The organism is Streptomyces sp. NBC_01314 (genome assembly GCF_041435215.1).
Classification (GTDB): Bacteria; Actinomycetota; Actinomycetes; order Streptomycetales; family Streptomycetaceae; genus Streptomyces.
Map to the genome: position 1 here is coordinate 94,880 of NZ_CP108394.1, position 19,893 is coordinate 114,772.

14 protein-coding genes are annotated in these 19,893 nt (G+C 73.4%); 3 read left to right on the forward strand and 11 right to left on the reverse strand.

Annotated elements, in window-relative coordinates; all coding sequences use genetic code 11:
• Positions 1-299: 299 nt before the first annotated feature.
• The 8 genes from OG622_RS00385 to OG622_RS00420 all read right to left on the reverse strand — a co-directional run bounded on the left by OG622_RS00385 (position 300) and on the right by OG622_RS00420 (position 12,729).
• The gene (locus tag OG622_RS00385; RefSeq protein ID WP_371572216.1) at positions 300-1,520 is read right to left on the reverse strand and encodes an FAD-dependent oxidoreductase; all 1,221 of its coding nucleotides are present in this window, start codon (positions 1,518-1,520) and stop codon (positions 300-302) included.
• The gene (locus OG622_RS00390; RefSeq protein ID WP_371572218.1) at positions 1,517-2,959 is read right to left on the reverse strand and encodes an FAD-dependent oxidoreductase; all 1,443 of its coding nucleotides are present in this window, start codon (positions 2,957-2,959) and stop codon (positions 1,517-1,519) included. The genes OG622_RS00385 and OG622_RS00390 overlap by 4 nt, the downstream gene beginning before the upstream one ends.
• The gene (locus tag OG622_RS00395; RefSeq protein WP_371572220.1) at positions 2,956-5,079 is read right to left on the reverse strand and encodes a molybdopterin oxidoreductase family protein; all 2,124 of its coding nucleotides are present in this window, start codon (positions 5,077-5,079) and stop codon (positions 2,956-2,958) included. The genes OG622_RS00390 and OG622_RS00395 overlap by 4 nt, the downstream gene beginning before the upstream one ends.
• Positions 5,069-6,448, reverse strand: coding sequence for an MFS transporter (locus OG622_RS00400; RefSeq protein ID WP_371572222.1), 1,380 nt, complete (start codon positions 6,446-6,448; stop codon positions 5,069-5,071). Before OG622_RS00400 ends, OG622_RS00395 begins: the two co-directional genes overlap by 11 nt.
• A 584-nt stretch (positions 6,449-7,032) precedes the next feature.
• On the reverse strand, positions 7,033-8,439 hold the full coding sequence (gene pcaB, locus OG622_RS00405) for a 3-carboxy-cis,cis-muconate cycloisomerase (protein WP_371572224.1): 1,407 nt from the start codon (positions 8,437-8,439) through the stop codon (positions 7,033-7,035).
• Positions 8,436-10,412, reverse strand: a complete 1,977-nt coding sequence (locus tag OG622_RS00410; RefSeq protein ID WP_371572226.1) for an FAD/NAD(P)-binding protein — start codon at positions 10,410-10,412, stop codon at positions 8,436-8,438. The genes pcaB and OG622_RS00410 overlap by 4 nt, the downstream gene beginning before the upstream one ends.
• 147 nt (positions 10,413-10,559) lie before the next feature.
• Positions 10,560-12,128, reverse strand: coding sequence for a class I adenylate-forming enzyme family protein (locus OG622_RS00415; RefSeq protein ID WP_371572227.1), 1,569 nt, complete (start codon positions 12,126-12,128; stop codon positions 10,560-10,562).
• A 106-nt stretch (positions 12,129-12,234) separates the two neighbouring features.
• On the reverse strand, positions 12,235-12,729 hold the full coding sequence (locus OG622_RS00420; protein ID WP_371583965.1) for an SRPBCC family protein: 495 nt from the start codon (positions 12,727-12,729) through the stop codon (positions 12,235-12,237).
• A 531-nt stretch (positions 12,730-13,260) separates the two neighbouring features.
• On the opposite strand from OG622_RS00420, the gene OG622_RS00425 reads away from it, so the two are divergent.
• Positions 13,261-13,836: an IS607 family transposase gene (locus tag OG622_RS00425; protein ID WP_371572229.1), complete on the forward strand. Its 576-nt coding sequence runs from the start codon at positions 13,261-13,263 to the stop codon at positions 13,834-13,836.
• A complete protein-coding gene (tnpB, locus tag OG622_RS00430) occupies positions 13,833-15,287 on the forward strand; it encodes an IS607 family element RNA-guided endonuclease TnpB (protein WP_371572231.1) in 1,455 nt (484 codons plus the stop codon). Before OG622_RS00425 ends, tnpB begins: the two co-directional genes overlap by 4 nt.
• A gap of 65 nt (positions 15,288-15,352) precedes the next feature.
• Here the strand turns inward: tnpB and OG622_RS00435 are convergent, their stop codons facing one another.
• Positions 15,353-16,330 carry an NADPH:quinone reductase gene (locus OG622_RS00435; RefSeq protein WP_371572233.1) on the reverse strand — a complete coding sequence of 326 codons (978 nt, stop codon included), beginning with the start codon at positions 16,328-16,330 and terminating at the stop codon, positions 15,353-15,355.
• Between the two features lie 157 nt (positions 16,331-16,487).
• Between OG622_RS00435 and OG622_RS00440 the strand changes: the two genes are divergently transcribed.
• The gene (locus tag OG622_RS00440; RefSeq protein WP_371572235.1) at positions 16,488-16,961 is read left to right on the forward strand and encodes a GNAT family N-acetyltransferase; all 474 of its coding nucleotides are present in this window, start codon (positions 16,488-16,490) and stop codon (positions 16,959-16,961) included.
• Positions 16,962-17,364: 403 nt separating this feature from the next.
• On the opposite strand, the gene OG622_RS00445 is transcribed toward OG622_RS00440, so the two are convergent.
• Positions 17,365-18,591, reverse strand: coding sequence for an MFS transporter (locus OG622_RS00445; protein WP_371572237.1), 1,227 nt, complete (start codon positions 18,589-18,591; stop codon positions 17,365-17,367).
• Complete coding sequence (locus tag OG622_RS00450) at positions 18,584-19,879, reverse strand: acetyl-CoA carboxylase biotin carboxylase subunit family protein (RefSeq protein WP_371572239.1); 1,296 nt, start codon at positions 19,877-19,879, stop codon at positions 18,584-18,586. Before OG622_RS00450 ends, OG622_RS00445 begins: the two co-directional genes overlap by 8 nt.
• Positions 19,880-19,893: the final 14 nt, after the last annotated feature.

Sequence of the window (19,893 nt, forward strand, 5' to 3'; positions counted from 1 at the left end):
CACCACTGCGCCCGGACGGCCGCCAGGGTCTTGGCATGTCCGCGGGCACGGCGGGCGGGTGCGCGGGCGGGGGTTGGAACTGCTCACACCGTCGCCTCTGGCCGTACCCACTTGGCCGGGTCGCGCAGGGCTGTGTCCGTCAGCGGCCTCCGGCCGCGGGGGCCTGGCCGGGCCCGGACCACGCACAGGATGCGCGTCGCCGCCCCGGGGCCGAGAACGCCGGGGGCCGGCTCGCCCGGGACCGTTCGGGGCGCGCGGCTGAACGGACCAACCCCCGCTTTAGTCCACAGGAACGGTTTTCAGCAGCGGGCGGGCGGGGCGGCCAGCAGGTCGTCGGGGCAGGCCGTCAGCGGCCGGCCGAGCAGGGCGCGCAGGACCGGATAGGCCCGGGTGTCTCCGGCGAGGACTCCGCCCAGGACCGTGCGGCCGTCGGCGTCCAGGACCACCTTGGCGTAGGTGCCGGCCCGCCGGTCCTCGCGCACGTACTCGACGGCCCCGTGCGAGCGCGCGTGGGCGTCGCCGAAACCGGCCACCTCCACGCCCAGGAGCTTCAGGCTCGCGGAGGTGTCCGCCCCGGTGAACGCCTCGCCCGGCACACCGAGGAGCCGGCGGGCGACGGTCTCGGCCATCCGCAGGCCGGGGGCGGCCAGGCCGTGGCAGCGGCCCTCGACGGCCGCGCACTCGCCGATCGCGAAGATGTGTTCGTCCGCGGTGCGGCACCACGTGTCCACCAGGAAGCCGCCGCGTTCGCCGCGCACGAGCCCGGGGGCGTGGAGTTCGTCGCGCGGGCGTACCCCGGCGGCGAAGACGACGAGGGCTGCGTCAAGGACGGTGCCGTCGTCCAGTTCCACGCGGTCGGCGCGGCCGTCCGGGCCCGCGCCGACGGCGTGGACGGCGCTCGGGCAGTGCACGCGCACGCCGAGCCGGGTGATCGCCTCGGCCAGTACCCGGCCGCCGCCCTCGTCGATCTGCTGGGCCATCAGCCAGGGGGCGAACTCCACCACATGGGGCCGCATGCCCAGCAGCCGCAGGCCGCCCGCGGCCTCCAGTCCCAGCAGGCCGCCGCCGACCACCACGGCAGCGCGGCCGGGCACCGCGGCCGCGCGGATCGCCTCGACGTCCTGCACCGTCCGGTAGACGAAGCACCCCGGCAGCCCGTGTCCGGCGACCGGGGGCACGAACGGCCTGGAGCCGGTGGCCAGGACCAGCGCGTCGTATCCGAACTCGGTTCCGTCCGCGCACATCACCCTTCTGGCCCGGCGGTCGACGGCGCTCACCTTCGTGTTCAGCCGCAGCCGCAGGCGGCGGTCGGCCAGGACGGCGGGGCCGGCCAGCGCGAGATCGTCGGCGCGGGCGCCGCCCAGGAGGGTGGACAGCGCCACCCGGTCGTAGGCGGGCCGCTCTTCCTCGGCCAGTACGACGATGCGCCACCGCCCGTGCCGGTCGCCGGCCAGCATTTCCTCGACCAGCCGGTGGCCCGCCATTCCGTGGCCGGCCACGACCAGCGTGCGCGTGGTCACGGTGTCCCTCCTCCTGCGGTGTCCACCGCTGTGTGGGTGCCTGCGGGCCCTGCGGCCCCTGCGCCGGCGGCGGCGAGTGTGGTGCACAGCTGCCGTACGACCGGGGTGCAGCCGCCGCATCCCGTCGTCGCCCGGGTCGCCCGGGCCAGTGCCTTGCTGTCGTGCGCCCCCTCGGCCCAGGCGGCCTTCAGCCTGCGGAAGGTGACGTGGTTGCAGTGGCAGGCCACCGCGTCGTCGGCCAGGGCGTCACCGCCCGCGTAGGGCGCGTCGGTGCCGGTCAGCAGGGCGAGCAGGTCGGCGGGCACCGGTGCGTCACGGGTGTACAGGCCGCTGACCGCGGCGACGGCGGCGCCCGGGCCGACGACGACTCCTGTGTGGATACGGCCCTCGCGCAGAGCGAGGCGGGCGTAGCGGCCGCGGGCTGTGTCCCGCAGGGACACCGCCGTGTCCGTGTCCTGTTCCGTGGCGCCCGGGGCGAGCGAGACGATGTCCATGCCCCGTATCCGCGGGCGCAGTACGTGGCGTGCGGGCCGGTACCCCGTGCCGGTGGCGGTGAGGATGCCGGCGAGGGCGTCGGCCTGGTCCCATGCCTGGATCAGGGTCGTGCCGGTCACGTCCGGGTGCTGGGCGCAGTCCCCCATCGCGTGGATGAGCGGATCGCCGGTGCGCAGCCGTGCGTCGACGACGATCCCCTCGCGCACCGCGAGAGAGCTCGCGCGGGCCAGCGCGGTCTCCGGCCGGGTGCCCGTGCACAGCAGCAGGGTGCCGGCCGCCAGTACCTGTCCGTCGTCCAGGACCAGCTTGCCGGGCGCGTACTCCTGGGCCTGGCGGCCCAGGTGGAGGGTGACGCCCCGGCTCTGGGCCCACTGCGCCAGCACGCCGGAGGCCGGGCCGTCCAGCTGGCGTCGCATCAGCCGGGCGGAGCGCTGGACGAGGGTCACCTCCTTTCCGGCGCGGCGCAGTGCCAGGGCGGACTCGACACCGAGGACTCCCCCGCCCAGGACGACGACGGGTCCGGGGGGCAGGGGGGCGCAGTCGGTGGCGGTGCGCAGGGTGCGGGCTCCCTCGGCGAGCTGTCCGCGCGCGGTCACCAGGCCGGGCAGGTCCGGTATCCGCGGCCGCGCGCCGGTGGCCAGGACGAGGATGTCGTAGGGCAGTGTGCGGCCGTCGTCCAGGTGTACGGTGCGCCGGGCGCGGTCGATGCTCCTGGCGCGTGTGCCGGTGAGTTGGCGTACCGCGGCGGGCAGGGCGGGCAGGGTGAGGCGGTCCGCGCTCAGCGTGCCGTCCAGGACCGAGCCGAGCAGGGCCCGGTTGTAGGCGGGGCGGGGTTCGGCGCCGATGACGCTCACCGTGCCCCGGTGGCCGAGCGGGTGCAGGCGGCCGGCCAGGCGGTGGGCGGCGGGGCCGCCGCCGACGATGACGACGTCGCCGCCGCTCATGGCGCCTCCCCCGCCGGTGTGACGCGTACGGCGCTCACCTTGAACTCGGGCATCCGGCTGCGGGGGTCCAGCGCGTCCCCGGTGAGCAGGTTGGCGCGGGCCCGGCCCGGATAGTGGAAGGGCACGAACACGGTGTCCCTGCGTGCCGTGGGGGTCAGACGGACCCTCAGCCGGGCGGTGCCGTAGGCCGAGGTGACGTCGGCGAGCTGTCCGTCGGCCAGGTGGTGGTGGCGGGCGGTGTCCGGGTGCATCTCGACGACCGCCTCCGGCGCCGCCGCGACCAGGTCGGGTACCCGGCGGGTCTGCGCACCCGACTGGTAGTGGGCCAGCACCCTGCCGGTCGTGGCGTACAGGGGGAATCGGCTGCCGGGTGTCTGTGCGGGCGGGCGGTGGTCCACGGCGGTGAACCGGGCGCGTCCGTCGGGGTGCGCGAAGCGGTCCAGGAACGGTCTGGGTGTGCCGGGGTGGCCCGCGCCGCCGGCGGCGGGGCAGGGCCAGTGCAGTGCTTCGCCGGCGTCCAGGCGTGCGTAGCTGATGCCCGAGTAGTCCGCGCGGCTGCCGGCCGTGGCGCGGCGCAGTTCCTCGAAGACCTCCCGGGGCCGGGTGGGGAAGCGGTGGGCGGGCTGGCCGAGGCGGACGGCGAGGTGGTGGAGGACTTCGAGGTCGGTGCGGGTGCCGGGCGGCGGGCTCAGGTGGGCGCGCCGGCGCAGGACCCTGCCTTCCAGGCTGGTCAGGGTGCCTTCTTCCTCGGCCCACTGGGCGACGGGCAGCACCACATCGGCGAGGGCGGCCGTCTCGGAGGGCACGAAGTCGGCCACGACCAGCAGGTCCAGGGCGTTCAGCCGGTCGGTGACCCGGGCGGCCCGGGGCGCGGAGACGACCGGGTTGGACCCGAACACCAGCAGTGCCCGGGGCCCGTTCTCGGTGGCCAGGGCGTCGAGGAGTTCGTAGGCGCTGCGGCCCGGCTGGGGCAGGGTGTTGGCGTCCACGCCCCAGACGGAGGCCACGTGGGCGCGGTCCGCGGGGTCGGTGAGCGAGCGGTAGCCGGGCAGCTGGTCGGCTTTCTGGCCCATTTCGCGGCCGCCCTGTCCGTTGCCCTGCCCGGTCAGGGTCCCGAAGCCGCTGCCCGTGCGGCCCGGCAGGCCCAGTGCGAGTGCCAGGTTGATGAACGCCGCGACGGTGTCGGTTCCCTTGCTGTGCTGTTCCGCTCCGCGTCCCGTCAGCAGATAGCTCCGGCGGGCCGCGGCGAGCATCCGGATCGCGGTGCGCTGGTCGTGCGCGGGGACGCCGGTGACCTGTTCGACCCGCTCCGGCCACCAGGCGACACAGCTGGCCCAGGCGTCCTCGAAGCCGGTGGTGCGGGTGTCGATGTACTCCTTGTCGATGAGGCCCTCGGTGACGGCCGCGTGCAGCAGGCCCAGGGCCAGGGCGAGGTCGGTGCCGGGGGCCGGCTGCAGGTGCAGTGCGGCCTGCTGGGCGGTGCGGGTGCGGCGGGGGTCGATGACGATGAGGTCGGCCCGCTCCAGGTGGCGCATGAGGGGCGGCATCGTCTCGGCCGGGTTGGCGCCGGCCAGCAGCACCACATCGGCGTCGGCGAGGTCGCTCACCGGGAAGGGCAGGCCGCGGTCGAGGCCGAACGCCTCGCCTGCGGCCGCGGCCGCCGACGACATGCAGAAGCGGCCGTTGTAGTCGATCTGGGCGGTGCCCAGGGCCAGGCGCGCGAACTTGCCGAGGGTGTAGGCCTTTTCGTTGGTCAGTCCGCCGCCGCCGAACACCGCGACCGCGTCGGCGCCGTGGCGTGCGCGGATCGCCGTCAGTTCCGCGGCCACCAGGGTGAGCGCGTCGTCCCAGCTCGCCGGGGCGAGTTCGCCGTCGGTGCCGCGCACCAGGGGGGTGCGCAGCCGGTCGGCGGCGCCGAGCACGGCGGGTGCCGTCCACCCCTTGTGGCACAGGCCGCCCTGGTTGACCGGGAAGTCGGGCGAGGGCCGTACGGCGACGCCGCCGCGTTCGCCCGACAGCACCGTTGCGCACTGCAGGGCGCAGTACGGGCAGTGCGTCGTGCTCTGCCGTGCCGTCGGCGGCACTGTGCCCGGTCCGGGTGCGGGGTGCTCAGCGGACATGGGAGGCCTGCGCTTTCCGGGCCGGGGGCTGTGCGCCGCTGCTGCGTTCGCCGCGCAGGTACACCGCCCGGATCAGGGCCGCGCACAGCCCGTAGTAGAGGAGGAAGGTGTAGAAGGCGGCCTCGCCGCTGCCCAGTTGGCCGTAGGCCGTGCGGAAGGCCAGGTTGATGGCGACGCCGCCGAGGGCGCCCGCCGCTCCGGCGATGCCGATGACCGCGCCGGACAGGCGGCGTGCGCGGGCGAAGGCCGCGGCGGCGTCGTGGCCGGAGGTGACGGCGGTCTCGGCCTGCCGGGCGAAGACCACCGGGATCATCTTGTAGGTGGAGCCGTTGCCGATGCCGCTCACCACGAACAGTGCCGTGAAGCCGGTCACGAACAGCGGGAAGGATCCGCTGCGGGTGGCGGTGAGCAGCACGCCGATACCGGCGGCCATGCCGGCGAAGGACCACAGCGTCACCTGGGCTCCGCCCCACCGGTCGGCCATCCGTCCGCCGGCGGGGCGGGCCAGCGAGCCGAGCAGCGGCCCGAGGAAGGTGAACGAGGCGGCCTGCAGGGGGGTGGAGCCGAACTGGCTCTGCAGGACCAGGCCGAAGGCGAACCCGAAGCCGATGAAGGAGCCGAAGGTGCCGATGTACAGCAGGGAGATCCACCAGGTGTGGCTGCTGGCGGCGGCCTCGCGCTGGGCGCCGGGCGGGGTGCGCACCACCGCCACGTTGTCCATGCGCAGCGCGGCCAGCAGGGACACCAGCGCGATCAGCGGGAGGTAGCAGGCGGCGACGTAGGCGGGGTGGGTGTCGCCGGCGACGGAGATCACCAGCAGGCCGAGCAGCTGGACGGCGGCGACGCCCAGGTTGCCGCCGCCGGCGTTCACGCCCAGTGCCCAGCCCTGGTGGCGCTGGGGGTAGAAGGCGGTGATGTTCGTCATCGAGGAGGCGAAGTTGCCGCCGCCCGCGCCGGCGCTCGCGCCGATGAGCAGGAACACCCACAGTTCGGTGCCGGGCCGCTGTACGAAGTAGACGGTCAGCAGGGTGGGTATGAGCAGCAGGGCTGAGGCGAACACGGTCCAGTTGCGGCCGCCGAAGCGGGTCACCGCGTAGCTGTAGGGGAGTCTGAGCAGTGCGCCCGCCAGGGTGGGTACGACCACCATCAGGAATTTCTCGTCGGGGGCGAAGTCCAGCCCGATTTTCGGTGACATGAACAGCACGAGCACCGACCACATGCTCCACACGGAGAAGCCGATGTGCTCGGACAGTACCGACAGCAGCAGGTTGCGCCGGGCGGTGCGCCGGCCGCCGCGCTCCCACTGCTCCTCGTCCTCGGGGTCCCAGTTCTCGATCCACCGCCCTCGGACGGATGGTGCGCTGGTCATCATTTCCTCGGCTCTCTACGGGTCGGGGCCGGCGCGGCCGGCTCGCACCGGGCCGCGGCGGAAAGGGGGGTGTTGGCTGCTTGCCAAGGAGTACGTACGACGCCGGTCGGATTGACTCGGTCGCAAGGTGGCCGGTTGGCCGGGCTCGGGGTGTCAGGGGCCGTTGGGGTGGGTGTGGGCGGGCGGGCCGGGATGCCGGGTGCGGCGTCGGTGTGCGGGGGGGGGTGATAACTGCTCGCCAAGGAGTGCACACGAGGTCGAATTAGCTCGATCGTGTGATCGCCTACTTGCTGGCTTGCGGAGTCCTGGGCTGATCGGGCTAACGTGATCGTGCGACCTGGGACACCGGGTACGGCGTCAGCGTGCGGGGCCCCTGCTCCACCAGAGAGATGGTTCAGGGCCTCCCCGTCGCCTCTGGCTGTACCCAACTGGCCAGGTCGCGCAGGGAACTGGCCTCCCGGGCCCGGACCACGCACAGGATGCGTGTCGCCACCCGGGGTCGAGTAAGCCGGGGACCAGCTCGCCCAAGACCGTTCGGGGCGCGCGGCTGAACGGACTCACTCCCGCTCAGTCCACAGGAACGGTCAGTGCCGCAGTGCGCGGTCCACCAGGGCGGCGGCGGCCCCGGTGTAGCGGGCCGGGTCGCACAGTTCGGCGAGCTGGTCGGTGATGTGCGCCGGCAGGTCGGGCAGGGCGCCCAGGACCTCCGCCAGCGGCCGGCCGTCGGCCGAGGCCCGCTGTGCGGCCTCGCTCAGCACGGTCCTGGCCCGGTCCCTGCCGAGGAGCGGGGCGAGTTGTGCGGCGACGCGTTCGGAGACGATCCGGCTGCCCGTCAGGTCCAGGTTGGCCCGCATCCGTTCGGGGCTGACCCGCAGGCCTTCGGTGAGTTCGACGGCCGTGTGGGCCGCTCCGCCGGTCAGCCGCAGGCACTCGCGCAGCAGTTGCCATTCCGCGTGCCAGGCGCCCGCGGACCGCTCGTCCTCGGACACCAGGCACTGGGTCAGGGCCGTGGCGAGGGCGGGCACCTGCAGGGCGGCGCTGCGCAGCAGGGTGGCCAGTACCGGGTTGCGTTTGTGCGGCATCGCCGAGGAGGTGCCGCGGCCGGCCGGGCCGGGTTCGCCGACCTCACCGACCTCGGTGCGGGCCAGGCCCTGCACATCCACGGCGATCTTGCCGAGCGCGCCGGTGGTGAAGGCCAGCGCGGACGCCAGGTCGGCGACGGGGGTGCGCAGCGCGTGCCAGGGCAGGACCGGCCGGGCGAGGTGTGTCTGGGCGGCGTAGGCGTCGATGAGGAGGTCGGGGTAGGTGTCCGGGTCGGGTGGCGGGCCGGTGCGGCCGGCGGCCGCGTGCTCCAGATAGCCGGCCAGGGTGCCGGCCGCACCGCCCAGGGAGACGGGCAGTCCGCCCTCGTGGACGCGGGCCAGCCGTGTCTCGGCGTGAAGGACGAGTTGGCGCCAGCCGGCCGCCCGCAGGCCGAACGTGGTCGGGACCGCGTGCAGGGCCAGGGTGCGGCCGACGGCGAGGGTGTCGCGGTGCCGGGCGGCCAGCCGGGCCAGCGCCCGGGCGGTGCGCCGCAGGTCGGCGCGGATGATTTTCAGGGCCCGGTCGGCCACCAGCATGGCGCCGGTGTCCAGGATGTCCTGGCTGGTGGAGCCCCGGTGCACGTATTCGGCGGCCGCCGGGTCCTTGTCGGCCACCACCGCGGTGAACGCCTGCACCAGGGCGACCACCGGATTGGCCGTCTCCCGGGCGGCGAGCGCCAGGGCGCGCAGGTCGAGGCGGTCCGCCTGGGCCAGCTGGGTGATGGTTTCGGCGGCGTGCGCGGGCAGGGTGCCCAGGGACGCCTGCGCCCGTGCCAGGGCGGCCTCGGCGTCCAGCATGGCCTGCAGCCATGCCCGGTCGCAGGTGGCCTCCTCGACGGGGGTGCCGGCGCGGACGGGGGACAGCAGCCCGGTGTCGGCGTCCGTGCTTCCTTCCCGGCCGGGGGTCACACGATCACCCCGGACAGGTCGCTGTCGGCCTGGACCGGCCGTACGCCGTCGGGGACATGGGCGGCGGGCGGCAGGGCGAGTACCGCGCGGGCGATCGCGTCGGAGTCGCCGAGGGTGACGGAGTCGACGCCGGGCCGGATGCCGGCGGCGGTCACCCAGTGCACCGACTCGGTGGGAACGCCGTAGGCGAAGCGCCGGGGGTGGGGGCGGCCGCGGCCGTCGAGCAGCCGGTAGGGGCGTTCGGTGACCGCGAGCCCGCCGGTCTCGTACGCCGGGCCGCCGGTGGCGGCGATGCGGTACGCGGTGGCCTGGTCGGTGTCGAGGAGGTGCTGGAGCAGGGGGTCCTCGGTGCGGCGCAGGTCCGGTTCGGGCAGGCGGGCCTCGATGAGTGCGGTGGCCCGCACCGGCTCGCCGGGCACGCTGGTGGAGCGGGCGCAGTACACGTGGGCGGTGGTGTCGATGCGGACCTGCGTGCCCGGGCCGGTCACGCTCAGCACGCCGGCCTCGATCAGCGCGATCATCTCCTCGATGCGGGAGGCCGGCGGGCCGATCGAGAGGAACGCGTTCAGGGGTGTGTACCAGCCCTCCAGGTCGTCGCGGTGCGAGCCGCCCTCCAGTCCGCCGTGGTCGACCGCGAGGCGGATCTCGTTGCGCAGGTCGCGCAGCACGTCCAGGGCGGCCTTGAGCGGGCCGCTGACGTTGCCCCGGCGGGACTCGGCGACGTCGTGCCGCAGGTGCTCGAGCAGCCAGCCGGTGAAGTCCTCGCGGCCGGTGAAGACGCGCTCGCCGTAGGGGCGGGACAGCCGCTCCCAGTTCCAGCGCTCCGGTGGGGCGATGCGGTAGGAGTCCAGCAGTGCGCCGCGCTCGTCCTCGGTGTCCAGTTGGAGGAAGTGTTCGGTGAACTCCTCGCGGTGCTCGCCGCGGCCCTGCGCGCTCAGCAAGGTCGCGTAGTAGACGCTCTCCACCTCACGGGAGATCAGCGGCCACAGGTCCTCGCCGAAGCTGACCGGCTGTCCGGCGGCGGAGCGCTCGCGCAGCATCGTGATGTAGGCGGGGGTCAGCAGGGTGGGGAAGTAGCGGCCGGTGGCGCCCTTCTCGTTCTCGCCGCGTGCGTGATAGGGCACGCCGCGCCGGGAGAAGGCGAACAGTTTCGGTTCGCTGCCCGAGCGGCGGTAGACCAGGCGGCCGTCCTGGCGGACGAAGCGCCCGCCGCGGCCCAGGGTGAACAGGGCCATGTGGTCGAAGAAGTTCAGGCCCAGGCCGCGCACCAGGACGTGCTGTCCCGGCTGGATGCCGCTGAGATCCAGATCGGCCGGGTTGGCCGGGGTGATGTAGGTGAGGTGGTGGATGCGTGCCAGGCTCGCGGTGCGTGCCTCGCGTGCCGACAGCCGGGCCGAGAGGTGGCCCTGGGCCATCACGACGGCGTCGAGTTCGTTGAGGCGGATGCCGTTCTCCAGCCGGATGCCCTGCGGCCCGCCGGGCACGCCGTGGGTGTCGGCCGCGGCGACGGCGCGTGAGCGGTGTACGCGGATCTCGACGTGGGCGGGGGCGCCCGCGACGATGCGTTCGAAGCAGTCCCGCAGGTAGCGGCCGTAGAAGGCGCGGGTGGGGTAGGAGTCGGGGCCCAGCCGCTCGGCCTCGGCCTGGACGGCGGGGCTGGTGTCGGCCGGGTCGCCGAGCAGTGCCAGGCTCTGGGCCCACTCGTACAGGCTGGGGCCGGGTTCTATGGGGCCGCCTATGCGGGCGCTGTCGTCGGTGAAGACGGTGATCTGCGAGGCCACGGTGTTCATCAGCAGGTGCTGGGACTGCCCGGTGCGCCATACCGCTCCGGCGCCGGGCGCCGAGGGGTCGACGACATGGACGGTGAGCGCGCTGTGCGAGGGGGTGCTGCGTTCGTTGGCCAGCAGGCGTTCGAGGACCGACAGGCCTCGGGGACCGGCACCGATGACACACACCTCGAGGGTGCTGCTCATGGGGACAACTCCGTTTCTGGGCAGGGGCGGCCGGCGGCCGGAAGGGGACCGGCCGCCGGTCGCGGACAGGGAAGCGGGATGCCGGGGGCCTTGATGAGGGGTGCGGGCCGTCGGGGCCCCGGGGGCCGGGACGTTTTCGGGCGGGTGCTAGCCGGCGGTGCCTGCCGCCAGCAGGCGGGCCAGCTCCAGGCGCTTGATCTTGGTGGTGGCGGTCTGCGGGAGGTCCTCGAGACGCCACTGGACCGGGTCGGCGAGGGCCGGCAGGTCCACCACGGCGCTCTTCCAGGACAGTTCGTCCAGCGGCACGTCGTTGCGGGTGCACACCACCGGCACCGCGCGTCCGTCGGGGCCCGCGATGATGATGACCTCGATGAGTTCGGGCAGCCGGGTGAACAGCTTGTCCTCGATCTCCAGGGTGGACTGCACGCCGGGGATCTCGTCGACCTCGCGGTCCAGCAGGTGCAGGCAGCCGAACCTGGTGCGGTAGCCGACGTCGCCCATGCGCCACCAGCCGTCGTTGACCTGCTGCTGCCAGCGCTGGTGCTCGCCCAGGTAGGTGACGATCCGTCCGTCGCTCCTGACCTCGATGAAGCCGGGGTTGTCCTTGGTGACCGGGGCACCGTCGCGGCTGACGACGCGCACCCCGGTCATCCCCGGGAACGGGACGCCGACGCAGCGGCCGTTGAAGTCGGCGCCGTCCTTGAGGGAGTAGGTGCGCGCCGCGATCGGGCCGACCTCGCTCTGTCCGTAGGCCTGGGCGAAGCGCCGTCCCCTGCGGCGGGAGGCCTTCAGCAGGGTGTTGACGGTGCGCGGGTGGATGGCGTCGAAGGTGCTGGAGAAGTACTTCACGTTCGCCAGCGGGCCGCGCGGGTCGTCGGCCAGTTCCTCCCAGCGCAGGAAGGTGTTGGGGTGGGCCTCGATGAAGCCGGGCGGGATCTGGGTGAACAGCTCGCCGACGGTCTGGGGGTCGTCGTCCCTGAGGATGATGAGCGGGTGGCCCTGCAGGATGGAGATGGGCATCGCCGTGAACATCCGTGAGTGCACGAACGACACGTGGATCGCGACGGGTTCGCTGCGGCGCACCGTGGTGGCCACGACGGTGGCCTGCGGGCGGTAGCGGGACTCGAAGCTCATGGCGGTGTGCACGGCCAGCTTCGGTGTGCCGGTGGTGCCGGAGGTGTGGGTGATGAGGGTGGGGTGGTCGATCGGCATGGCCACCGCGGGCACGCGTTCGACGCCGGCCAGCGAGGCGAAGGAGGTGGCCTGCTCGTGCTCGCCGGAGGCGAGCAGCACGGTGCGGGACAGGCCGAAGACCTCGGCGGGCAGGTCGGCCTGGAGTTTGTCCTGGTCGGTGACGAGGAAGGGCCGGCCCACGCGGCGCAGCAGTTCGGCGACCGTGGCCCCGTCGAGTTTCGGGGACAGCAGGACCGGGATGGCGCCGGTCCGGGCGATGGCGCAGGCGAGCAAGGAGATGTCGAAGTTGTCGCTCTTGTGCACCACGACGTGGTCCCCGGGGCGTACCTTGACCGACCACAGCCGGGCGGCGAAGTCGTCCACCAGGTCGGCCAGTTCGGTCAGTGTCACGCGCCGGCCGAGCCTGGGGGCGATGTCCAGGTCGTGGTCGAGAATCACGAAATTCGCCGGATGGCGGGCCGCCGCTCGGTCGAACAGCGTGCCCAGCCGGATTCCCTTGCTTCCTATTCGTTGGAGAAACATGTAACCGATCTCTCGTCCATGGCTGCGGATTCCTGAAAGGGGGGGTGCTCTGTTTCACAGCTGACTGGTTTGCGGGCGGGTGAGGGCCGCGCGCCGTTCGTTTGTGTCAGTTCTTCTCGATGACGTCCTTGATACGGGCGAGCGTGTCGTCGAGGTCCTGTTCGAGCTTGGCGGTCCAGTCGTCGACGAACCGCTTCCGGGTGTCCTCGTCGAGGCCGGCGACGATCTTGTGGATTCCGGCGGTGGCCCTGCCCATCCGGAAGTGGTGGACGAGCCAGGAGGTGCCCTCGCCGGCGTCCTGGACGTCGAAGCCCCAGATCGACTCCTGGTCCTCGCGGGCGTGGGTGAGCATCATCCAGCGGAAGGTCCGGCCGGGTTCGGCGGCCACCACGCGGGACTCGGTGTACCAGGTGCCGCGCACGAGCGGCGCCCAGCCGACCACGTCCTGGCTGCGCAGGTTCTCGCCGCGGAAGACCGAGCCGACGGCCGAGGGCTCGCCGTGGGTCCACTGCCCGCCCATGCACTCCGGGCTCCACTCCTTGCTGCGGGTCAGATCACTGACGACGGAGTAGATCTCGGCCGGACTCGCCGAAATACGAATACGGGCGTCGAGTTCGAAAAGGGGGACTGGTCGATGACGCTTTCGCTGGTGACTGTCATGGCGGCAATCCTGCCGATGGCCGAGGAAGGGGAGCAATCAAGCGGTCCGGGGTCCGTCAGGTTCGACACGTGACATCCGTGCGGGCGAAGCCGATCGCCGAATTGCCGAATCGCCGGGCATTTCCCACCGCGGTGCCGTTTCCGGCCGGAGCGGGGGTGCATTCGCCCGCGCGTCGCAGCGGTGCGGGTTCGGTCCGGGGGCGCGGCGGGCTCGAACTGTGGAGCGGGGCGGGCTCGATCCGGTGGGGTGCGGCGGAGGCTCGGTCCGGTGGGGCGCGGGACGGGTTCGGTCCGATGGGGTGCGCAGGGGGTTCGCCGTGCGGCCGGGGTGCGGCGGAAGCTCGGTCCGTGGAGCGGGGCGCAGGGCGCTCGGCCGGGTGAGGTGCGGAGGGGGGTGTCGTGCGGTGGTGCTAACAACTGTTGCGTGATTCATCGGTAAATCTCAGCCTTTCTCATCTACTATCTTGATCGCGTGAAGCTTTCCGAGTGGGCGGCACGCAACGGCGTGCATTACCAGACCGCGTGGGCGTGGGCGAAAGAGGGCCGTATGCCGGTCCCTGTGCGCCAGACGCCATCCGGAACGTGGCTGGTCGACGAGCCCACCTCGGAGGCATCCGGCCGGGTCGTGGCGTACTGCCGGGTCTCGTCGGCGGACCAGGAGCCGGACCTTGACCGGCAGGTGGCCCGTGTGGTCCAGGGGGCCACTGGTCTTGGCCTGCCGGTTGCGGAAGTCGTGACCGAGGTCGGCTCGGGGCTGAATGGGCGGCGCCGCAAGCTGCACCGGCTGCTGTCCGACCCGCAGGCCGCGGTGATCGTGGTCGAGCACCGTGACCGGCTGTCCCGGTTCGGCGCCGAGCACCTGGAGGCCGTCCTGTCGGCGTCCGGGCGGCGTCTGGTCGTCCTCGACCCCGCCGAGACCGCCGATGACCTGGTGCGGGACATCACCGAGGTGCTGACGTCGATGTGCGTGCGCCTGTACGGGCGGCGGGCGGCGAAGAACCGGGCCGCCCGCGCGGTGGCCGTAGCGACCGGCGAGGCCGCCGAGTGAAGAAGTTCCAGCCGCAGCCCGGGTTCGTGGTGCAGGCGTTCCGCTTCGCCCTGGGCCCGAACGCCGCCCAGGAGCGCGCGTTGCGCTCGCACTGCGGTGCTGCGCGGGCCGCGTACAACTGGGCTGTCGGCTGGGTCGAGGCGTCGTGGTGGCAGCGCCGCGCGGAGGAGTCCTACGGGATTCCCGAGGCGGAGCTGACGCAGTGGCGGCCGTGGTCGCTGCCCGCCCTGCGGAAGGCGTTCAACGAGACCAAGCACACCGACCCCAGGTTCGCCGGGTGGTGGGAGGAGAACTCCAAGGAGGCGTACTCCACCGGGCTGGCGAACGCTGCCGCCGCGTTCGACAACTACGCGAAGTCGAAGCAGGGCAGGCGCCGTGGCCGTGCGATGGGCATGCCCCGGTTCAAGTCGAAGCGGAAGGCGCGTCTGTCCTGCCGGTTCACGACCGGCGCGATCCGCGTGGACGCCGACGGCCGGCACGTGACGCTGCCGAGGCTGGGCACGATCCGCACCCACGAGCCCACGGTGAAGCTCCTCACCCGCGTCCAGGCCGGGACGGCGCGGATCCTGTCCGCGACCGTGCGGCACGAGCGCGGACGCTGGTTCGTCTCCTTCCAGGCCGAGGCCAAGCGCGACCTCGAACGCGTCGCCCGGCCCGGTGCAGCGGTCGGTATCGACCTCGGGGTGAAGACCCTCGCGGTGATGGCCGACAGCTCCGGCGAGATCCGCACCGTGCCCAACCCCGGGCACTACGACCGGGCGCGTAAGCAGCTGCGCCGCGCGTCCCGCGTCGTGTCCCGCCGCCGGGGCCCCGACCGCAGGACCGGGCAGAAGCCGTCGAAGCGGTGGGAGAAGGCCAACGCCGTCCGCAACAAGATGCATCACCGGGTCGCGAACCTCCGCGAAGACGCCCTGCACAAGCTCACCACGAGCGTGGCGGCCGAGTACGGCACCGTCGTCGTCGAGGACCTCAACGTCGCCGGGATGCTCCGCAACCGGCGTCTCGCGCGCAGGATCGCCGACGCCGGATTCGGTGAGATCCGCCGCCAGCTCACCTACAAAACGCAGCGCCACGGCTGCCGCATCCTGGCCGCCGACCGCTGGTACCCCTCCTCCAAGACCTGTTCCGGGTGCGGTGTAGTGAAAGCCAAACTGCCGCTGCACATCCGGACCTTCGAATGCGACGCCTGCGGCCTGGTCCTCGACCGGGACGACAACGCCGCACTCAACCTCGCCGCCCTCGCGGCAGCCTGCACGACTGGTACCGGAGTGGCCGGAGACCAGGACACCGCCCCGGCGGTGTCGAAGCCTCGTGGAGCCGACCAGAAGACCCGCGCCACCCGCCCCCGCCGCAAGACGGGTGCGGGGCGGGCAGGTGGCGCAACCCTGCCGCACCAGCGGCGGAAGGAAGCGAGAGACCGTACTCAAACCGAAGCCCTCACGCTCTGGTGACGAGACGGACCTTCCGGGCCGGAATGCCCGGAATGCTGAGAGCCGCTGAGGCTCTGAGTAACGGCTCAGTCGCGGATGCGCAGCACCAGCTTGCCGTGCACGCTGCCCTCGTCCAGACGGCGGTGGGCCTCGGCCGCCTTGTCCAGCGGCAGTACCTCGGTGGCGCGCGGCCGCAGCAGGCCGGCTGCCAGCAGAGTGTTGATGCCGGATGCCGCGTCGGCGAGGTGGGCGGTGTCCGCGTGCGAGATGGCGAACCCGCGCACGGAGCGGTCCATCAGGTACAGGGGTCCCACGGGCAGCACCGGGCGGGTGCGCAGTCCCGCCATGAGCACGATCCGGCCCCGGCTCGCCAGCAGGTCCACCGCGGCGTCGAGGTCGTTGCGGCCGGAGGTGTCGAGGTAGACGTCCACGCCGTGGGGTGCGGCGGCGCGGATCTGGGCGGCGACGTCGTGGGAGCGGTAGTCGACGACGTGTTCGGCGCCCAGGGAGCGCACATACGCCTCGTCGCGCCCGGAGGCGACGGCGATCACCCGGGCTCCGGCCCGGGCGGCCATCACGACCAGCGCGCTGCCCACGTTGCCGCCGGCGCCCAGCACGGCGACGCTCTCGCCGGCGCGCAGGCCTCCGTGGGTGAACAGGGCCAGGTGCGCCGTCGCGGCCGGGTGGGCCAGCGCCACCGCGTCGACCGCGTCGACGTTGCCGGGCAGGTGGTAGAGCCGGTCGGCGGGCACCACCACCTGTTCGGCGGCGGCCCCCTGCCGGCCGTCGTGGCCCAGGCTGTTGCACCAGACCGCGTCGCCGGTGCGGAACCCCGTGGTGCCGGGGCCGGCCGAGGCCACCGTCCCCACCAGGTCGCGGCCGATGACGAAGGGGAACTCCAAAGGGGTGCGCCAGGCACCCGAACGCACGAAGGTGTCGACGTGGTTGACGGCGCTCACCTCGACGTCGACCAGCACGTCGTGGGGGCCGGGGGCAGGCTGCGGCAGCTCGCCGTGACGGATGACGTCCGGGGAGCCGAGTCGGGTTATGTAGGCGGCACGCATGGTCGGCGAGTCTGGCACCGCCGCGGCGGTGCGGCGGGGGCCGGCCGCCAACACGGGGCGCTGTCCGTCAGGTCGGCGTGGTGGTGTGTCAGGTCGGCCCTGCCGGTGTGTCAACTCGCGCCCGCCCGGGGGCTCGAGCGCGCCTACGATGCCCGGCATGTCACTCACCTGGAGCGATGTGATGCCGGGCGAGCGTCGGATGGCCCTGCACGTGAGGCCGTTGATACAGGCGCTGCGGCCCGCGCTGGGCGACGCCGCGTTCGACCGGTTCGCGGCCGAGGCCCACGAGCAGGGGCTCGTCTTCACCGCCGCCTACGACGAGGAGGGCCGCTGCGCGGCGGTGGCCACGCACCGGGTGCTGGCCACCAGCCGCGGCCGGGTGCTCTTCGTCGACGACCTCGTCACCGGCGCGGCCCTGCGCGGCGCCGGCGTGGGGGCCCGTCTGCTCTCCCACCTGATGGAACGGGCGGAGTCGTCCGGCTGCTGCCGCGTCGAACTCGACTCCGGCGTCAGCAATCATGCGGCCCACCGCTTCTACCAAGCCCGCCGCATGAGGGTCTGCGCCCTGCACTTCGCCCGCGACGTCGACGTCACCGGTTGTGTGAGCGGTACCGGCACGCCGGCACGCTGAGCGTGCGGCACGTGCGGAGCACGTCTGCTGCCCGGCAGGTGCGGAGCGTCCTCGTCGGTCCGGCAGGCGGCCCGTGTGGCCGCGGGGTGTGGTGCCGGCTCCTGCCCCTGGCTGCTGCAGGAGGCGGGTGATCAGCGGCGGGCACCGGCGCCGGCGGCGCCGGTAAAGGCGAACGCACTGCGCCCGCGGCTCCCCCGTCCGCGGCGGCGGCCTGGGGCCGGACACGTCTGGGCCGGGGCGTGGTGAGGGCGGGCCCGGCGTGCCGTGCCGGCCCGGGTGGCGCGAGCGCTGCTCACGATGACGGCAGGCAGGCGAAATGGGGGCATCTGGTGTGAGCGGCGGTGCGCCCCCGGCCGGCGCCCGGGGCGCCGGGTGCGGATGTGCGGATGGTGCCGGCGCGCCGTCAGGCGGGCGTCGTGGCCGGTGTCCTGTGCTGCCGTAGGGCGCCCGGTCCGGGGACGCGCAGGGCGAGCAGGCCCAGGGCGGTGAAGAACACCGCCCAGCCGGCCCAGCCCTGCCAGGACCAGCCGACCGTGGTGCTGATCAGCAGCGGTCCGACCACCGTGGTCATCGCGAAGCCCAGGTTGAACACGGCGAGATGGCCGGTGGTCTGGTCCTTGGGAATGTGCAGCAGCGCCGCTCCCGTCGTGCCCGCGATGATCAGCAGTTCCCCCAGTGACAGCAGTACCGCGGCCGCGATGACGACCGCGACGTCCAGATGCCGGCCGCCCAGCATCGTCAGCGGCACCACCAGGGCGCCGAGCCCCGACAGCAGCCCGCCGCGCAGCATCAGCACCCGCGCCCGCGCCAGCCGTTCCGAGCCCCGGCTCAGCCGCACCTGGAGCACGACGACGAGGACGGTGTTCAGCAGCTGGATGACGGTCACGCTCCACGACGGGGCCTGGGTCTGCTGCACGATCCACAGCGGGAGCCCGATGCCCAGCAGCAGCGCCGACAGGGTGAACGCCCCGTACAGGGCGGTGATGCCCAGGAAGGCGCGGTTGCGCAGGATCCCCGCCCGCGTGTCCTGTCCGGCGGCCGGGGCCGCCGCCGCGGGCTCGAAGCCCCGGCATATCGCGGCGCAGCACAGGAACAGCACGGCCGAGGCCGCCATCGCCGCCCGGTAGGCCCACGTCTGGTCGGCGGCGATCGCGGCGCCCGCGGGCAGCGCGCCGGCCGCCATCCCGGCGTTGCGCAGGGTGCGCAGGCGGGCCAGCGCGCCCACGGCCTGGGCGCCGTGGACGCGGCTGATCAGCCCGGACTCGATCAGCGGTCCGATGCCGCGGCTGAGGAGCCCGGCCACCGCCGCGGCGCCCAGCGCCTGGGTGAAGGAGGCGACCATGGCCAGTGCGAGGAAGGCCGCGCAGCGGATGAGGAACAGCGCGCACAGCACACCGCGGATGCCGTGGCGTTCCGCGGCCCGGGCGATGGGCAGGGCGCCCAGCAGCGAGGTCACTCCCGAGATGCCCAGGACCACGCCGATCTGCTGGTTGGACAGGGCGGCCGCCCTGTCCAGGAAGAGCACCGACAGCGACAGGTACATGCCGAGGCCGACCGCGTCGCACAGGCCGACCGCGTAGTACCGGCGCGCCCGGGACGCGGCCTGCCGCCCGGCGGTGCGCTCAGTCACGGTCGGCTCCTGTCGCCGCGCCGTAGCCGGGCACCAGCCGGATGCCCAGGGCGTGTTCCACACGTGCCGCCGTGGCCCGGGCCGTGGGCGCGTCGGGGGCGGCCACCATGAAGCTGGCCAGGTGCAGGGTGCGTTGCCGGTTCACCCGCTGGCCGGGGGTGAAGCGGGGGGAGAGGTAGACGAGTTCGGGAAAGTCCCGCAGCACGTCCTCGACGGGCCGTTGTGCGGCCACCCGCCACAGGCCGGCCGGTATGGGCAGGAACCGCAGCAGTGCCGCCCGGGTGAACTCGGGGAGAGCGGTGGGTGGCAGGCCGAGCGCGCTGCGGCCGATCTGGGCGGCGTAGTCGTAGTCGGCCGCCACCTCGAACATGGTGGGCAGCGGGCCTCCGGCGCGGGCGTTGACCTCGATGACCCGGGGGCCGTCGGCGCCCAGGGCGATCTCGGTGTGCACGGCGCCGCAGGTCAGCCCGATCGCCCGGATGGCCTGGTCGGCGACGTCGACGACGGCTTGCACGCTCGCGGCGTCCAGCCGGGTGGGCAGGACGACGCCCTCTTCGGCGTAGCCGTGTTCCAGCGGCAGCCGGTCGGAGACGGCGAGGTGGTGGGTGACGCCCGCGGCGAGCAGGGACTCCACGCTGCAGTAGGCCGCGTATCCGCTGTCGCCGTCGGCCTCCAGTTCCATCCGCTCCTCCAGCAGATAGGCGTCCTCGCACTGCAGGAAGGCTGTTTTCTCGGCGCGCGCCACCGTGAAGGCGTGGATGAGTTCCGAGTAGGTGGACACCAGGCGCACGCACTGGCTGCCCGCGCCCAGCGACGGTTTGAACACGCCGGGCAGCCCGACGCGTGCGGCTGCCGCCGCGAGGTCCCGGTCGCTGGTGATGACCTCGAAGCCGGGCGAGGGCACCTGGTGTTCGGCGAAGAGGAGGCGCTGTTGTGCCTTGGACTGGGCGATGCCCACCGCCTGGGGGGTGTTGCCGGGCAGGCCCAGCCGGCTGGCGATCTCGGCCTGGGGGCGCAGCAGCAGTTCGGAGTAGGTCACCACGCCGTTCAGCGGCAGCCGGGTGTGCAGGGCGGTGGCCGCCTCGACGGCCGTGTCCAGGTCGGCGGCTTCCAGGAACTCGCCGTGCAGGCCGCGGCGCTGCCAGTCGGCGCGTGCCTCGTCGCAGGGCTGCCAGGCGCTCACGTACACGACGCTGACGGTGTCGGTGACGGTGGCCAGTGAGTCGAGGGCCTCGTGGGGGGCGTGGCCGCCTATCCCGGCGAGGAGCAGAAGGTGGGGGGAAGCCATGATGGCGGGGCCTT

What these genes read in the sequence shown, in the direction of transcription:
- OG622_RS00435 (WP_371572233.1), bottom strand. Translation starts at nt 16,330, where the DNA reads ATGCGTGCCGCCTACATAACCCGACTCGGCTCCCCGGACGTCATCCGT.
- OG622_RS00450 (WP_371572239.1), bottom strand. Translation starts at nt 19,879, where the DNA reads ATGGCTTCCCCCCACCTTCTGCTCCTCGCCGGGATAGGCGGCCACGCC.
- OG622_RS00395 (WP_371572220.1), bottom strand. Translation starts at nt 5,079, where the DNA reads ATGTCCGCTGAGCACCCCGCACCCGGACCGGGCACAGTGCCGCCGACG.
- OG622_RS00440 (WP_371572235.1), top strand. Translation starts at nt 16,488, where the DNA reads ATGTCACTCACCTGGAGCGATGTGATGCCGGGCGAGCGTCGGATGGCC.
- OG622_RS00390 (WP_371572218.1), bottom strand. Translation starts at nt 2,959, where the DNA reads ATGAGCGGCGGCGACGTCGTCATCGTCGGCGGCGGCCCCGCCGCCCAC.
- OG622_RS00400 (WP_371572222.1), bottom strand. Translation starts at nt 6,448, where the DNA reads ATGACCAGCGCACCATCCGTCCGAGGGCGGTGGATCGAGAACTGGGAC.
- OG622_RS00415 (WP_371572227.1), bottom strand. Translation starts at nt 12,128, where the DNA reads ATGTTTCTCCAACGAATAGGAAGCAAGGGAATCCGGCTGGGCACGCTG.
- OG622_RS00410 (WP_371572226.1), bottom strand. Translation starts at nt 10,412, where the DNA reads ATGAGCAGCACCCTCGAGGTGTGTGTCATCGGTGCCGGTCCCCGAGGC.